Here is a 14,604-nt window from a genome sequence, read left to right on the forward strand (position 1 = left end):
CGGTGCAAAACTGAGCGCATGGACCCCACTCCAGAACCCTTGCCGCCGGCGGTCAGGACATTCGTCGAGCGCACCCACCGCCTGACGAGCAGCGCGGAACACCACGTGCCGTCCTGGCTGCGGCCCGGCGCGCCCGAGAACCGGCTACCGGTGATCGCCGCCATCCTCGGCGCGGTCCTGCTGCAATGGTCCGTCCCCGAGCAGTACACCGTGGTGCCCCGCTGGCCGCTGATCGGCCTGGAACTCCTGCTCGTGGTCGTGCTGCTGATCATCAACCCGGTGCGGATGTCCCGGGAGACCACCGTCGGCAAGTGGGCGATGTGGCTGCTGACGGCGGCCATCACCGCCGACAACACGACGTCGGCGATCGTCCTCGACGTCCACATCCTGTCCGGTCAGGTCTCCAACAATGCCGGGCTGTTGCTGGGCAGCGGCGCGGCGATCTTCATCACCAACGTCATCGTGTTCGGCATCTGGTTCTGGGAGCTGGACCGCGGTGGGCCGTTCGCCCGGCGGTCCGGCGACGACCCGTACCCGGACTTCCAGTTCCCCCAGATGAGCGATCCGCAGAACGCCGAACCCGGTTGGCGCCCAACATTTGTCGACTACCTGTACGTCAGCTACACCAACGTCGTGGCGTTCTCGCCCACAGACACCATGCCGCTGTCCCGGTGGGCCAAGATGATGATGACGCTGCAGTCGCTGGTCTCGATCTCGACGACCGCGCTCGTCATCGCGCGTGCGGTCAACGTGCTGAAGTAGGGCCCCGGTACGCCGGATTCAGCCGCAGTCGCGGTGCGGTTCCAGCAGCTCGGCCTGCCCCACCTCGGGGCGGGTGGTCGGCAACCAGCGTCGCGTCGACTCGAGCGACCGTTCGATGAGTTCACCCGAGCGGGAGAAGTCGATCGGCGACACCCGCACCGGACACAACGGCGGCACCACATGCAGTTCGACCAATGCCTCGAACCGCTCGACGTCCGTCGCCAGCCGCCGGTTGATCGCCAGCGTGAACGCGTGCATCGCCATCGCCAGCGCCGCCCGGGGCGGTTGTGGCATGGCGCACGAGTAACCCGTCGGCAGCACCCACACCTCGGTCGCGCCCAGTTCCACCGCATAGGACAGCGGTGTGTTGTTCACCACGCCACCGTCGACCAGATCGCGTCCGCCGATCCGCACCGGCGGCAGGACCGCCGGGATGGCGGCGCTGGCGACGATCGCGTCTACGGCGTCGCCCGACGACAGGAGGACGTCCTGCCCGGAGAGCACGTCGGTGGCCACCACGTGCAGCGGCGTCGGCGCGTCCTGCAGCCGGCGGAACCGCAGATTCTGCCGCAGCAGGGTGCGGATCCCGATGTCGGAGACCAGATGCGGCCGGCGCCCGAGGAACCCCAGCAGTCCCATACTCGGGCTGGTCGGGAACACTTTGCGGCGCGACAGCGTCCGCCAGAGGTCGGCCAGCGCCAGGGCACCGTCGTGGTCGGACCGCCCGGCGATCCAGCCGCCGTTGAGGGCACCGACGGAGGTGCCGACGATCAGATCCGGCTTGATGCCGGCCTCGGCGAGCCCCAGCAGCATGCCGACCTGGATGGACCCCAGGCTGCCACCGCCGGACAGCACGAACGCCGTCGTCATGGTCCCTCTCCGTCCTCCGGCGCGGGTCGTAACGGAAGCCGCACGACGAACGTGGTGTCGCCCGGTTGTGAGGCCACGAACAGCTCCCCGCGGTGCCGGTCGACGACGATCTGCCGGGCCAGGTGCAGGCCCAGGCCGGTCCCTTCGCCGAGCGGTTTCGTGGTGAAGAACGGGTCGAAAATGCGCCCGCGGATGTCGGCCGGAATCCCGCTGCCGGTGTCACTGATCTCAATCCGGACCGCATCGTCCTCGAATCGGCTGCGCACCGTGAGTCTGCCCGAGCCGGCCGGCCGCATGGCGGCGATGGCGTTCTCGATGAGGTGCGTCCACACCTGATTGAGTTCGGCTGGATAGCAGAGCAATTCGGGTATCGACGGGCCGAAGTCCGTGATCACCTCGACCGCTGTGCCCGCGCCGATCCGCCCGGCGAACATCCGCAGGGTACTGGTCAGAAGCGCGTCGACGTCGGCGAACTGGAACGGCGCGCTGTTCAGCTGGGTGTACTGCTTGACGTCGGCGACCAGGCCGGAAATCCGTTGGGCCGCCTCATGAATCTGATGCGTCAACAGTTCGGTTTCGACCCGGTGCCGCAGCCACGCCACCGCACGCGGCAACCAGTCCGGTCGTTGGCCGGCCGGCACCAGCTGTTCGAGCCAGTCGCAATCCAGTCCGGCCTCGACGAACGTCGGCGCCATGTCCCAGGCGTCCGTTATGCCCTGGCTGGACAACCAGTCCCCGACCTCGTCCTCGAGGTCGCTGGCCTGCATCGCCGACAGCGGCCGGGCCGACACAGCAGCGACCTTCGCGATCACGTCGGTCTGCGCACCGACCAGGAAAGCCGTTGCCGCGCTGCCGAATTCGCCGTTCATCAGGGGCACCAGGAGAGCATCCAGCCGGCTGCGCAGGTCGGTTGCGGCGCGGACGACGGCCGCCACCGGGTTGTTGAGTTCGTGCGTCAGTCCGGCCGACAGCTGTCCGAGCGCCAGCATCCGGTCCCGTTCGTCGGCGACGCGGTGCTGCTTCTCCGCGGTCTCCGCCAGTCCATCGATGAGATGAACAGCCATCGGAAACTGGGTCTTGACGAAATCGCCGAATTCGTCGGCGGGCATGACGAAGAAGCGCGTCCGCCGGGTGGCCCGCACCGAGAACCGGTTCCGGCCGTGCCCGACGGGGCTGAACGCCGACCGGGCACCGAAGTAGACGCCGGGCTGCGACGTTCGGTCGATCTCCAGTTCCCGGTCGCCGGCGCGCTTCGAGAGCACCAACTCGCCGTCGATCAGGACCCGCAGCGGCGTGACGGGGTCACCTTCGGTGATGACCGGGCCCGGGCCGAAGACCTCGACATGACCGGCGCGACAGAGCTGCGCCAACTGCTCGTCCGACAACGACTCGAAAAGGAACAGTGCCTTCAGCTCCTCGGGTAGGCACTGCTGCAGGTCATCACCGACGTCTGTCACGCCGACACACTAAGCCCGCCGGGCCGATGTGCCGCGGTCATTCGGGTCAATCCCATCTGCGTCATTCGCGGTCCCGCACCGGAGGCGTCGACGCCCCGTGGCGCCCGTCACGGAATTGCTCACCCCACCGGAACATCCGCTAGAGTGAACAGCGCCAGGCCGCAGTAACCCCGGGCCCCAAATTTCGCCGCCACGAGCGGCCTACCGCCGAGAGGCGTTCTGCGGTCTGGCTTTAACTTCTCCAGCGCCTTCGGCCGACAGTGTCGGCGACAGCGTCAATCCAGCGAATCGGTGCGCCACAAACCGGCTGCGGCATGCAGCTCGTTGGCGATCCGGGTGAACGTCACCGCGCGGTCGGTCAGCTCTGCGGCGCGCTCCGGCGCCGTCGTCGTCGCGTCCTCGGCCAGGCTCGTGCAGCCGGCCGCACTGACGCGGCAATAGGCTGCCGCGCGCTCCAGCGCCACGGCGAAATCACCCTCGAAGACGCCGCGCAGGATCCGGTCGGCGAGCTCACGGATCTCGGTCGGCCCGACGGGCGTCTCCGCACCCGCGACCACGGGGTCGATCGAATGCAGCACCTCCGTGCCGCGGCCGAACATCAGGCTGGCCGAGTAGGGGTCGGTGCGGATCGACAGCCGCAGCAGATAGACGCGCCACAGCGCACCGGGCAGGCTGCGTGCCCCGGCACCCGCCCACAACTCGGCGATGGTCTCGATGCCGTGCTCATCGGTGTACGCCACGAGCCGGGAGACCACGTCAGGGTCCGGATAGCTGCGCACACGTTCCAGCAGCGCCGCCGCGGTCTCGTGGGCGACGCGACTGTCCTGGACGGGATCCTCGACGTCGTGGAACGCCTCGAAGCCGCGGCCCAGGAACTTGGTCGGCTTGTGTACCCGCCGACGGTCGTCAGTCATGCACTATTTCTTTCCCGCCGCGGTGCGCGCCGTCAGCGCCATCCGTCGGCGTCTTTGGCGGCCTGCAGCAGCACCTCACACAGCTCTTTCAATTCCGTGGGTCCGGCGCCTTCGGCAACTGCGGTCGCAACGTCCTCGGCCGCACACCGTACCTGATAAACGCGGTCGGAGAGCGCCGCCGCTTCCTCTGCACTGAGCACCACCGAGTCCTCGGCCAGGTTGGTGCCCTTGACCATCGCCCGCTGCTCGTAGGCCCGCTGCCGGCACGACTGACGGCAGTACTGGCGACGACGGCCCATGCCCGCGTCGGCCACCTCCCGGCCACACCACCGGCACGGCTGGGCCTTCGAGCGCTTCATGTCCGCCTCACGATCGTGACTGTATCCGGCGGGCGGCCGAACCCCGGTATCATGGACAATCGAGTCGGGAACTTCACGGCGCTGGCCTGCGTTGATTCCCTGTCGCTATACCAAGGGAGTGATTTTCGATGGCTGATCGTGTCCTGCGAGGCAGTCGCCTCGGAGCTGTGAGCTACGAGACCGACCGCAACCATGACCTGGCACCGCGGCAGGTGGCCCGCTACCGCACCGACAACGGCGAGGAATTCGAAGTTCCGTTCGCCGACGACGCGGAGATCCCCGGCACCTGGGCGTGCAAGAACGGCATGGAAGGCACCCTGATCGAGGGTGACGTTCCTGAGCCCAAGAAGGTCAAGCCGCCGCGTACCCACTGGGACATGCTGCTCGAGCGTCGTTCCATCGAGGAGCTCGAAGAGCTGCTCAAGGAGCGCCTGGAGCTGATCAAGACCCGCCGCCGCGGCTGATCGCGCCAACAGAAAAGCCCCGCCGTGAGGCGGGGCTTTCTTTGTCTGTGTGACTAGCGGCTTTGTCTGCGTGACTAGCGGACGACGCCGCGGGCCCGGTCCAGCCGGCCGCGGATACCCCACTTCGCCACCTGCGACATGGCCTCGCGGATGTTCGACCCGCTCATCTTCGACACACCCAGTTCGCGCTCGGTGAACGTGATGGGCACCTCGACGACAGTGAAGCCCGCGTTGATGGCGCGCCACGTCAGGTCGATCTGGAAGCAGTAGCCCTTCGAATCGACGTCGTCGAGGCCGATCTTCTCAAGCACGTCGTGCCGGTAGGCACGGTAACCGGCCGTGATGTCGTGGATCTTGACGCCCAGCAGCACCCGGGCGTAGGTGTTCGCGGTGCGCGACAGGACGAGCCGGCGATGCGGCCAGTTGCGGATGGCGCCGCCCGGGACGTAGCGCGAGCCGATGGCCAGATCGGCGCCGGCATCGACGGCGTCCAGCAGGCGGTACAGCTCCTCGGGCGCATGGCTGCCGTCGGCGTCCATCTCGACCAGCACGCTGTAGCCGCGGCCCAGACCCCACGCGAATCCGGCGAGGTACGCGGCGCCCAGCCCGCCCTTGCCCGCGCGGTGCATGACATGCACGCGGTCGGGATCGGCCAGCGCCAGCTCGTCGGCCAGCTGACCGGTGCCGTCGGGGCTGTCGTCGTCGACGACGAGCACGTGGACGTCCGGACGGGCGGCATGCACCCGGCCGACGATCAACGGCAGGTTCTCGCGCTCGTTGTAGGTCGGAATGATGACCAGCGTGCGCTGACTCGGACGGTCGTCGCCCATGGTCATTACCCCTGTTCGCTCTCGGTGTCGGTGTCGGCATCAGACCCGGCCGCACTGCCGTCCTGACGTTCCGCAGCCGCCTGGCGGCGGCGCACGAGCTTCCTATTGTGCAACATGGCTGCCACAAGAGCCGAAACGCCGACCCCGATGAGCACACTGTTGATGACCGGTCCCCATCTCGTGGCGAGCGTGAGATCGGTCTTCAACCGCACCTGCCGGTCCAGGTAACCGGGCTGGAAGAACTCCGTGCGCTCGAGGACCCGGCCGTTGGGCGCGACGACCGCACTGATGCCCGTGGTGCCCGCGACGACGACGTAGCGGTCGTGTTCGACGGCCCGCAGCCGGGCGAACGCCAGCTGCTGCACGCTCATCGGTTCGTCGAACGTCGCGTTGTTGGCGGGCACTGCCAGCAACTGCGCGCCGCCCAGGACCGACTGCCGGGCGGCACGGTCGAAGATGACCTCCCAGCACGTCGTCACCCCGATCGGCACGCCCGCGGCGGTGACGACGCCGGTGCCGTGGCCCGGTACGAAGTAGCCGGCCCGATCGGCGTACGGCGACAGCAGCCGGAAGAAGCTGCGCCACGGCAGATACTCGCCGAACGGCTGGACGATGGCCTTGTCGTGGCGCTCCCCCGGCCCGTCGGTCCCGTTCCACACGATCACCGAGTTGGTGGTCACCGGGTGCTCCGGGGTGTACTCCGGCGCCGCCAGCACGGTGCCCACCAGGATCGGGGCGTGGATGGCCGCGGACGCCGCCGAGATCAGTTCCGCGGCGTCGGCGTTGACCAGCGGGTCGATGTCCGACGAGTTCTCCGGCCAGATCACCGCCGTCGGTTGCGGCGCGCGGCCGGCGCGGACGTCCTCGGCCAGCTGCTTGGTTTCGCGCACGTGGTTGTCGAGCACCGCGCGGCGCTGGGCGTTGAAGTCCAGGCCGAGACGCGGCACGTTGCCCTGGACGGCGGCGACGTTGATCGCCGGATCATCACCCGCGCCGGCGCCGGCCTTGCGGACGTGCGGCCAGGCCAGCACGGTGAGCAGCAGGACCACGGCGATGCAAATGCCCGGGATGAAGACCTCCGGCGGCGCCGCGGCACCCGTGCGGTGATCGTGACGCCAGTGCCTGACCGCCTCGAGCACGATGGCCGTCGCACTGAAACCGATGAGCGCCACCGCGAACGACACGAGCGGCGCACCGCCCAGCTGCGCGAGCGGCAGCAGCGGGCTGTCGGTCTGGCCGAAGGCCACGACGCCCCACGGGAAGCCGCCGAACGGCACCGTCGACTTGAGCCATTCGGCCGCCACCCACAGCGCGGCGAACCACAGCGGCCAGGCCGGCAGGCGCCGCACGATGACCGCGGTCAGGCCGAACACCCCGGTGAAGAACGCCTCCAGCGCCGACAGCATCAGCCATGGCACCGGGCCGACGAAGTTGCTGATCCACGGCAGCAGCAGCACGTAGAACACCAGGCCGGCCAGCATGGCGTAGCCGAAACCGCCTGCGGGCGTGGTGCGTTCGTCGATCAGAACCCAGGCCAGCAATGCCAGTGCGACGAACGACAGGTACCAGAGATCGAACGGCGGGAAGCTCGCGCACAGCAACAGACCGGCCACGACGGCCGCGGCGAGCCGGATCAATCGGGGCTCGAAGAACCGCCTCACGCCGGTGACGATGCGCGCGCCGCGTCCCGGGCCGTGCGCCGGCTCCGGTTCTGCGGGGGTCTCGGGCTCCGCCGCGGTTTCCCGGGGCGCCTCGGTGTCTTCGGCGCCTTCGCTCTCTGCTGTGCCTTCCATGCTCTCAGCCATGGATCAGCTCACCGCGGTGGACGGTCTGCAGGCAGGTCGGCAGCTCGTCGTCGGGTCCGAGCGGCGGTAGCGCCGGTACCCGCGACCGTGGATCGGTGGACCAGCGCTGCACGGCGTCGGCCGGTGCGGTGACGTCGAGGGCGTCGGCGCCGCCGGGCACCTGCCACACGGCGTACGACGCGACGGCACCGGGCACCAGCGTCCCCGTCAGCCCGTCGCGGACGCCGGCGGCCCGCCAGGCGCCGCGGCTGGCCGCCAGGAACGCCGACCGTGCCGAGATGGCACTGCCCGCCGTGCGGTGGCTGATGGCCGCGCGCACCGATTCCCACGGATTGATGCTGGTGACAGGACTGTCCGAACCGAAGGCGAGGGGCACGCCTTGCGATGCTAACAGCGCAAACGGGTTCAAACCCTGTGCTCGATCGACACCGAGACGCTGGGCGTACATGCCGTCGGCGCCGCCCCACAGCGCGTCGAAATTGGGCTGCATGCTGGCGACGACGCCCCAGGAACCGAGCTTGCGCGCTTGTTCGGCGTCCACCATCTCGAGGTGCTCCAGCCGGTGTCCACAGCGCGCGACCGCAGGCGCCCCGAACGCCGCCACGGTCCGGTCGAGGGCCTCGACGACGGTTGCGACCGCGGCGTCACCGATGACGTGGAAGCCCGCGGTGATGCCGGCCTCGGTGCAGGCCAGCAGATGTGCGGTGACGGCGTCGGTGTCCAGGTAGGTGTTGCCGCAGCAGCCGGGTGCATCGGTGTAGGGCTGCTGCAGCCAGGCGGTGCGCGAGCCCAGCGCACCGTCGATGAAGAGGTCACCGGCCAGACCGTGGGCACCGGTGGCGGCCATCAGGTCGCGGGCCGCGGCCGCGTCGGCGACGGCCTCGCCCCAGTAGCCGACGATGTCGACGCCGTGTTCGGTGGCGCGCAGGTCGGCCCAGTCGTCGAGACCGCCGATCTCGGGGCCCGCGCACTCGTGCACCGCGACGATGCCGTTGCGGGCGGCGAGGTCGAGCGCGGCGCGCTGGGCGTCGCGGCGTTGTGCCGCGCTGAGCAGGTCACGGGCCGCGGCCCGGACGCGGTGGTGGGCGTCGGCCGTCAGCGGTCCCTGCGCGGAGAAGCCCGCGGTGTCGGCGAGGCCGGGCACCAGCTGCCGCAGGCCGGTGGTCGCGACGGCCGAGTGCACGTCGACCCGGGCCAGGTAGGCGGGTCGCGCGCCGAGCACGCCGTCGAGGTCCGCGGTGGTCGGGGTGACGCGCTCGGGCCACCCGGATTCGTCCCAGCCGTGGCCCCAGATGACGCCGTCCGGGTGGTCCGCGGCGTGTTCTGCCAGCAAGGTCAGCAGATGCGGCAGCGACGTCGCGGTCCGCAGGTCGAGCCCGACCACGGTGAGTCCCGTGGCGGTCAGGTGCACGTGGCTGTCGACGAACGCGGGCGCCACGAACGCGCCCTCGAGATCGACGACGGTGGCGTCCGGATGCAGCGCCCGGCCGACGTCGTCGGAACCGAGCCAGGCCACCACGCCGTCACGGATCGCGATGGCGGTGGCGTCGGGCGCCGCGGGGCTGTGAATACGACCGCCCAGCAGCAGCGTCGTCGCAAAGGTGGTCACGAAGGTGACAGGTTAGTCCGTTCAGCCGGCGTGCCGGTGCACAGCGACCGGTGAGCTGTCGATGACCTCGATCACTTCGCCGTCGATGTACTCGCCGCGGCCGCGGTAGCGCTCATCGTGGTTGATGTAGATCACCTGGGTCGGGAAGTCCATCGGCGTGAGCCGACGGCCGAACACGGCGTTCGCGACCGGCCGCACGGCGCGCCGGGTGAACGGCACCAGCATGAGTGCCCCGAGCACCGAGCTGGCGAGCCCGGGGACGACGACCAGAACCGTGCCGAGAGCGACCAGCAGGCTGTCGGTGGCCAGCGTCGGGTCGGCCGATCGCGCGCTCAGCGCCTCGGACAGCCTGCTGAAATGCCGGGTGATCTGCGTACCGGCGATGGCCAGGCCGGCAGCAAAAGTGGCCAACAGCGCCAGCAACGTCCAAGCCACACCGATGGTCGAGGCCAGGGCTGCCAGCACCGCGACCTCGACCAAGGCATAAACCAGAAATAGTCGCATCGCCATGCCCTGGACAACGCCGGAACGCCGGAATTGGTTCCTAGCCGCCGGGAAGCGGCTCGACCTCGATGGCCGCGTGCACCTTTTCCACACCGCCGCGGATGATGGCCTGCGGAATCCACCACCAGGCGTGCCACCAGTAGCGCCTGGTCACCATGTCGAAGACGCGCTTGGTCTCGGACTTCGGCAGGTTGCGGGCGATGGCCTCGACCGGTTCGCCCTTGACCTTCCCCAGCGCGCCGCACTTCTGGATGGTCACGCGCGGCGTGTTCTTGATCCGCTTGGTCTTCCACGAGCCGTCGTCGGTGCTGATCAGCAGCTTGCCCTCGTGGGGCACGCCCCAGACCGGTGTCGGCTTGGGCCGGCCGTCCTTCGTGAAGGTGGTCAGCAGCAGGTACTTCTCGCGGTACACGTCTTCGAACGTCGGAGCCATGTCTCTAGAAGACCACGGTTTCGTTGCCGTGGCGCAGGATCCGGTCCTGGCAGTGCCACAGAACCGCCCGGGACAGCACCGCCCGCTCCACATCGGCGCCGAGGCGCACCAACTCCTCGACGCTGTGCGTGTGGTCGACGCGTACGACGTCCTGCTCGATGATCGGGCCCTCGTCCAGGTCCTCGGTCACGTAGTGCGCGGTGGCGCCGACGAGCTTCACGCCACGCTCCTTGGCCCGCCGGTACGGCGTGGCGCCGACGAACGCCGGCAGGAAGGAATGGTGGATGTTGATCAGCGGACAGCCGATGGCCTCGAGGAACTCGGGCGTGATGATCTGCATGTAGCGGGCCAGCACCACCAGGTCGACGTTGCCCTTGAGCAGCTCCAGCTGACGCTGTTCGGCCTGCTCCCGGATATCGCGACTGGCCGGGATGTGCACGAACGGCACCCCGAACGCCCGGACCTGCTCGGCGAGGTCGGCGTGATTGGAGATCACCATCACCACGGTCATGTCGAGTTCGCCGCGGCGGTTGCGCCACAGCAGATCGAGCAGGCAGTGGTCGGCGGTCGACGCCATGATCGCCACGCGCTTGGGTCTGGAGGCGTCGGTGAACCGGTAGTCCATGTCGAATTCGTCTGCCACTGCCTGGAATTCGCGCTCCAGATCGGGCTGGGCGGCGGCCAGCCCAGGCAGATGGAAGACGGTGCGCTGCAGGAAGACGCCGTCTTCCGGAGCCGTCGAGTGCTGGTCCAGCGAGATGATGTTGGCGCCCGAGCGGGTCAGGAACGTCGACACCGCGGCGATGACGCCGCGACGGTCCGGGCAGTTCAGCAGCAGCCGGCCGATGTCCTTGTGGCGCGGCAGCTTTGGCGCGCCGGCGGGGAATTGAGTCACTACGCGGCCCGGAGCTCCAGCGCGACATTGTTCTCCATGCCGCCGCGCAGCTTGGAGAAGAAGTTGAAGGCCTTGCCGATCAACCCGTAGCGCTTGCCGATGCCGTCGTAGACGGCGCCCAGCTGCGACTTGTCCAAGATGGCCGCCGTGGCCTCGACGGCCTCGCTCTTCGGGTTGCCGCGCATGTCGCACTTGGCGACCGTCACGCGCGGGGTGTTCCGGATGCGCTTCACCTTCCAGGCCTTGGCCTCGGAGATGACCAGCAGCCGGTCACCGTCCGGTACCGCCCAGACCGCGGTGGGCTTGGGCCGGCCGTCCTTGGTGAAGGTGGTCAGCAGGATGTAATTCGCGGTGGCGACATCGGCGAAGGTGAGGGCCATGGCGATCAGGTTAGTCCGGCGTGGTGCGCCCAGCGCTCTGAGATGGTCTCGCCGGCTGCGAAACGCGTGGCGGGCCACAGCTGTCACACGCGGCCACGGGTTAGGCCAGTCCCGAATGCAACCACACGGCGATTCCACGGCCGATTTTCCGCCACCCAGTTGCGTTCGATCACTGCGTCAATGTCGATCGCCGCTCTTGTCGGTGGCCAGTCGTAGCGTCCGGTACAAACCGATCAGGAGGCCGGCCGAATGAAAATCCTCGTAGCGACAGCCCTTACTCAAGGTGTTCGCGGAAACGATTACAACTACTGCGTCCCAGGGGAACTCGTGTGGGTTCAGGACCCATGCGACCGTGACCGTCTCGACCCTGAAGGCGGATGCGGATGCGGCCGGGGTTTTGCCGGTCTTGCATCACATCGCGCCACCACCACTGCTCAGGTCGTGGATGCGGACATGACCCGAGAAGAACTGGTCCTCGCAATGCGGACCAGCCTCACGGACGGCGGATGGCCGCCCCACTGGGCTGAAGAGATCGCCGACGAGAACCTCGCCATGGCTGCAGCATTTGCGACCGGGACAGTCATCGAACGTCGACTCGAGGAGTTCTGGCCGCGGACTGCGTGATCACCCGGCCTTCCCCCACACCGAGGAATACGTGACCGCTGACACACAACCCGCGCAAGCGCTACGTCTCGTCGTGCGGCAGGTGCGGCGCGGTCGGGATCGGCGGCTGTGGAATCACCGGGTAGTCACCGGTGTATCCGACACGCTGCGCCGCGATCGCCAGGACCTTGCCCCGCACCGCATACCAGCCACCGATCAGCAACGGGAACAGCAAGATGATGGCGATCAGATTCCAGTAGTTCTCGTAGCACATCAGCGCGGTGACGGCGACGAGGAACAGCAGCGTCGCGTAGCTGGTGTACGGCGTACCGGGCAACCGGAAGCTGGGTCGCTGCAGGATGCCCTTGGCTGCCCAGCGGTACAGCTGAATCTGGCAGGCGACGATCATGCCCCACGTGAAGATGATGCCCAGCGCCGACAGGTCGAGGGCGATGTTGAACGCATCCTCGGGTACGAACAGGTTGAGGATGACGCCCAGCAGCGTGAGCGCGGCGGTCAGCGCGATCCCGCCGAACGGCACGCCGTTGCGGTTCATCTTCGCGGTGAACCCGGGGCCGCTGCCGTTCATCGCCATCGAGCGCAGCACGCGGCCGGTCGAGTACAAGCCGGCGTTGAGGCTGGACATCGCGGCGGTGAGCACCACCATGTTCATGATGCCACCGGCGGCGGGAACGCCGATCTTGGAAAAGAATGTCACGAAGGGACTTTCGCCCTTGTGGTAGGCCGTGTAGGGCAGCAGCAGCGCCAGCACCACCAACGAACCGACATAGAAGATTCCGATACGCGCGACCACGGAGTTGATCGCCCGCGGCATCACCTTGGCGGGCTCTGCGGTCTCCCCTGCGGCGATGCCGACGAGTTCGACTGCGGCGTAAGCGAAGATGACGCCGGAGGTGACGATCACCAACGAGAACAGGCCGGTCGGGAAGAGTCCGCCGTTGTCGGCGATCACACCGAATCCGGTTGTCTGGCCCGCTATTTCGAAGCGGCCGCCGAGGAATACGACACCGACCACCAGGAACGTGACCAGCGCGGCGACCTTGATGATCGAGGCCCAGAATTCCATTTCACCGAACAGCTTCACCGAGATCATGTTGAGGGTCACCACGATCCCCAGCGCGATGAGTGCGATCAACCATTGCGGTATCGCCTTGAACATGCCCCAGTAGTGCATGTACAGCGCAACCGCGGTGACATCGACGATCGCGGTGGCCGCCCAGTTGAAGAAGTAGAGCCATCCGGTGACGAAAGCTGTTTTCTCACCGAAGAATTCGCGCGCGTATGACACGAATGAGCCGGAGGAGGGCCGGTGCAGCACAAGTTCACCGAGGGCCCGCAGGATGAAGAAGACGAAGACGCCACAGAAGGCATACACCAGGAACAGGCCCGGGCCGGCCGAGTGCAGTCGGCTGCCCGCGCCCATGAACAAACCAGTGCCGATGGCGCCACCGATGGCGATCATCTGGATCTGACGCGGCTTGAGGGCCTTGTGATATCCCTCTTCTTCGTGCGCCAGCGCCGAATTGTCGTAACTCGTTGATTCAGTGGTCATTCGGTTCCCGTCGGCGTCGGATGGACCCAGTTGCGCGGGGTTACATCGATGTCGTCCGCACGAGAGGTCGGCCCGATACCGCCCTCAGACTCCTGCGCTCAGCCCCACACAAAAACCCTAAGTCGGATGCTCCGCACGCGTCGGCTCAGACGGTAAACACTGTGTGAACCATGAATTTCAGCGACGCGACCGTGCCGGCCACCGTCGGCGGCGGGGCCGCGGCGGCGCAACGTCTCGCATTATCTTCGCGACGATGGCGACAAACTCGGCGCACGAGCCATAGCGCGCAGACGGATCTTTCGCGAGTGCTTTTGCGAACACCGAATTCAACGCGGTGGGCAACCAGGAGCGGCGTGAGGTGAGCGTCGGCACCTCGTCGTGCAGGTGGGCGTACGTGATGGCGAACGTGGTGGGGCGTGGATACGGCGGCAGACCGGTCAACCACTCGAACATGGTGCACGCCAACGCATATACATCCGTTTGCGGCAACAACTGTTGAGCGGTGAGGAGTTCCGGCGCCGCGTAGGCAATCGACCCACGGACCCGGCCATTGCGGGCCAGCGGTTTTGCCTCGTCCAACAACTGTGCGATGCCGAAGTCGGTCAGGAACGCCGAGCGCCGATCGGAGCTCAGTAATATGTTGGCGGGCTTGACATCCCGATGTATCACGTCCATTTGATGCGCATAGTCCAGGGCCGAGCCGATCTGCGCCGATACCCGAACGACCGCATCCACATCCGGCTCCTCGTCCGGTCCGGGAATCAACACCGTCGACTCGGGGCCATCGACGTACTGCATGGACAGCCACAGCCGGGAGGGTTGCGCACCATCTTCGTCTGCCCCACCGCCGCCGGCCCGCAGCTCTCCGTGCTCGTACATCGCCACGATATGCGGGTGCCGCAGCCGGGAGGCGATGCTGAACTCCCGCTCGAGCCGCCAGGCCACCCGGTCATCGGCATCCCGGTTGTGAAATATCTTCAGCGCCACCGGAACCGACTCGGCGGGCCGGCGAGCCCGATACACGTCAGCGCTGCTGCCGGTGCCGACGCGGCTTTCGATGACGTAACCGGCGACCACCGCACCGATCTCGAACACCGGGCCAGGATAACTGCGAGCGCCGGATTTCTCCCGGCCAAGGAGCTCCCA

16 protein-coding genes are annotated in these 14,604 nt (G+C 67.7%); 3 read left to right on the plus strand and 13 right to left on the minus strand.

The window, feature by feature from the left end:
* Positions 1–18: 18 nt before the first annotated feature.
* The gene (locus ACJH7A_RS08360) at positions 19–762 is read left to right on the plus strand and encodes a hypothetical protein (RefSeq protein WP_244872863.1); all 744 of its coding nucleotides are present in this window, start codon (positions 19–21) and stop codon (positions 760–762) included.
* Between the two features lie 18 nt (positions 763–780).
* Here the strand turns inward: ACJH7A_RS08360 and ACJH7A_RS08365 are convergent, their stop codons facing one another.
* From ACJH7A_RS08365 to ACJH7A_RS08380, 4 genes are all read right to left on the minus strand, one after another.
* A complete protein-coding gene (locus tag ACJH7A_RS08365; RefSeq protein ID WP_318986296.1) occupies positions 781–1,632 on the minus strand; it encodes a patatin-like phospholipase family protein in 852 nt (283 codons plus the stop codon).
* Positions 1,629–3,089, minus strand: a complete 1,461-nt coding sequence (locus tag ACJH7A_RS08370; protein ID WP_406801770.1) for an ATP-binding protein — start codon at positions 3,087–3,089, stop codon at positions 1,629–1,631. The genes ACJH7A_RS08365 and ACJH7A_RS08370 overlap by 4 nt, the downstream gene beginning before the upstream one ends.
* 275 nt (positions 3,090–3,364) lie before the next feature.
* Entirely contained in the window at positions 3,365–4,003 is a 639-nt protein-coding gene (locus ACJH7A_RS08375) for a DNA-directed RNA polymerase subunit beta (protein WP_318986294.1), read from the minus strand.
* Between the two features lie 32 nt (positions 4,004–4,035).
* Positions 4,036–4,362, minus strand: coding sequence for a hypothetical protein (locus ACJH7A_RS08380; protein WP_029119937.1), 327 nt, complete (start codon positions 4,360–4,362; stop codon positions 4,036–4,038).
* A gap of 128 nt (positions 4,363–4,490) precedes the next feature.
* On the opposite strand from ACJH7A_RS08380, the gene rbpA reads away from it, so the two are divergent.
* Positions 4,491–4,826, plus strand: a complete 336-nt coding sequence (rbpA, locus tag ACJH7A_RS08385) for an RNA polymerase-binding protein RbpA (protein WP_155898818.1) — start codon at positions 4,491–4,493, stop codon at positions 4,824–4,826.
* A 74-nt stretch (positions 4,827–4,900) separates the two neighbouring features.
* On the opposite strand, the gene ACJH7A_RS08390 is transcribed toward rbpA, so the two are convergent.
* Genes ACJH7A_RS08390 through ACJH7A_RS08420 form a run of 7 tightly spaced genes read right to left on the minus strand, consistent with a single transcriptional unit; the run spans position 4,901 to position 11,282 of the window.
* Positions 4,901–5,662, minus strand: coding sequence for a polyprenol monophosphomannose synthase (locus tag ACJH7A_RS08390; protein ID WP_020103190.1), 762 nt, complete (start codon positions 5,660–5,662; stop codon positions 4,901–4,903).
* A complete protein-coding gene (gene lnt, locus ACJH7A_RS08395; protein WP_406801771.1) occupies positions 5,662–7,461 on the minus strand; it encodes an apolipoprotein N-acyltransferase in 1,800 nt (599 codons plus the stop codon). The genes ACJH7A_RS08390 and lnt overlap by 1 nt, the downstream gene beginning before the upstream one ends.
* Positions 7,454–9,070, minus strand: a complete 1,617-nt coding sequence (locus ACJH7A_RS08400) for an amidohydrolase (protein ID WP_406801772.1) — start codon at positions 9,068–9,070, stop codon at positions 7,454–7,456. Before ACJH7A_RS08400 ends, lnt begins: the two co-directional genes overlap by 8 nt.
* A gap of 21 nt (positions 9,071–9,091) precedes the next feature.
* Complete coding sequence (locus tag ACJH7A_RS08405; RefSeq protein WP_318986291.1) at positions 9,092–9,580, minus strand: FxsA family protein; 489 nt, start codon at positions 9,578–9,580, stop codon at positions 9,092–9,094.
* 34 nt (positions 9,581–9,614) lie between these two features.
* A complete protein-coding gene (locus ACJH7A_RS08410) occupies positions 9,615–10,007 on the minus strand; it encodes a PPOX class F420-dependent oxidoreductase (RefSeq protein WP_064859104.1) in 393 nt (130 codons plus the stop codon).
* Positions 10,008–10,011: 4 nt separating this feature from the next.
* Positions 10,012–10,902 (minus strand): formyltetrahydrofolate deformylase, encoded by an 891-nt coding sequence (gene purU / locus ACJH7A_RS08415; RefSeq protein WP_318986290.1) that lies wholly within the window; start codon positions 10,900–10,902, stop codon positions 10,012–10,014.
* The gene (locus tag ACJH7A_RS08420; protein WP_406775200.1) at positions 10,902–11,282 is read right to left on the minus strand and encodes a PPOX class F420-dependent oxidoreductase; all 381 of its coding nucleotides are present in this window, start codon (positions 11,280–11,282) and stop codon (positions 10,902–10,904) included. The genes purU and ACJH7A_RS08420 overlap by 1 nt, the downstream gene beginning before the upstream one ends.
* A gap of 453 nt (positions 11,283–11,735) precedes the next feature.
* Here ACJH7A_RS08420 and ACJH7A_RS08425 point away from each other — a divergent pair, with 453 nt between their 5' ends.
* Positions 11,736–11,906, plus strand: coding sequence for a hypothetical protein (locus tag ACJH7A_RS08425; RefSeq protein ID WP_318986288.1), 171 nt, complete (start codon positions 11,736–11,738; stop codon positions 11,904–11,906).
* A gap of 61 nt (positions 11,907–11,967) precedes the next feature.
* Here ACJH7A_RS08425 and ACJH7A_RS08430 read toward each other — a convergent pair whose 3' ends face one another.
* Both ACJH7A_RS08430 and ACJH7A_RS08435 read right to left on the minus strand, forming a co-directional pair.
* A complete protein-coding gene (locus ACJH7A_RS08430) occupies positions 11,968–13,458 on the minus strand; it encodes an amino acid permease (RefSeq protein WP_406775199.1) in 1,491 nt (496 codons plus the stop codon).
* Between the two features lie 177 nt (positions 13,459–13,635).
* Positions 13,636–14,553, minus strand: a complete 918-nt coding sequence (locus tag ACJH7A_RS08435) for a serine/threonine-protein kinase (protein ID WP_406775198.1) — start codon at positions 14,551–14,553, stop codon at positions 13,636–13,638.
* Positions 14,554–14,604 lie beyond the last annotated feature (51 nt).

This window comes from Mycobacterium sp. SMC-17, assembly GCF_045310915.1.
GTDB lineage: Bacteria > Actinomycetota > Actinomycetes > Mycobacteriales > Mycobacteriaceae > Mycobacterium.

Coding starts and splice junctions, on each gene's coding strand:
- ACJH7A_RS08390 (WP_020103190.1), bottom strand. CDS start 5,662: ATGACCATGGGCGACGACCGTCCGAGTCAGCGCACGCTGGTCATCATT.
- ACJH7A_RS08365 (WP_318986296.1), bottom strand. CDS start 1,632: ATGACGACGGCGTTCGTGCTGTCCGGCGGTGGCAGCCTGGGGTCCATC.
- ACJH7A_RS08405 (WP_318986291.1), bottom strand. CDS start 9,580: ATGGCGATGCGACTATTTCTGGTTTATGCCTTGGTCGAGGTCGCGGTG.
- ACJH7A_RS08430 (WP_406775199.1), bottom strand. CDS start 13,458: ATGACCACTGAATCAACGAGTTACGACAATTCGGCGCTGGCGCACGAA.
- rbpA (WP_155898818.1), top strand. CDS start 4,491: ATGGCTGATCGTGTCCTGCGAGGCAGTCGCCTCGGAGCTGTGAGCTAC.
- lnt (WP_406801771.1), bottom strand. CDS start 7,461: ATGGCTGAGAGCATGGAAGGCACAGCAGAGAGCGAAGGCGCCGAAGAC.
- ACJH7A_RS08410 (WP_064859104.1), bottom strand. CDS start 10,007: ATGGCTCCGACGTTCGAAGACGTGTACCGCGAGAAGTACCTGCTGCTG.
- ACJH7A_RS08375 (WP_318986294.1), bottom strand. CDS start 4,003: ATGACTGACGACCGTCGGCGGGTACACAAGCCGACCAAGTTCCTGGGC.
- ACJH7A_RS08380 (WP_029119937.1), bottom strand. CDS start 4,362: ATGAAGCGCTCGAAGGCCCAGCCGTGCCGGTGGTGTGGCCGGGAGGTG.
- ACJH7A_RS08420 (WP_406775200.1), bottom strand. CDS start 11,282: ATGGCCCTCACCTTCGCCGATGTCGCCACCGCGAATTACATCCTGCTG.
- ACJH7A_RS08360 (WP_244872863.1), top strand. CDS start 19: ATGGACCCCACTCCAGAACCCTTGCCGCCGGCGGTCAGGACATTCGTC.
- ACJH7A_RS08425 (WP_318986288.1), top strand. CDS start 11,736: ATGACCCGAGAAGAACTGGTCCTCGCAATGCGGACCAGCCTCACGGAC.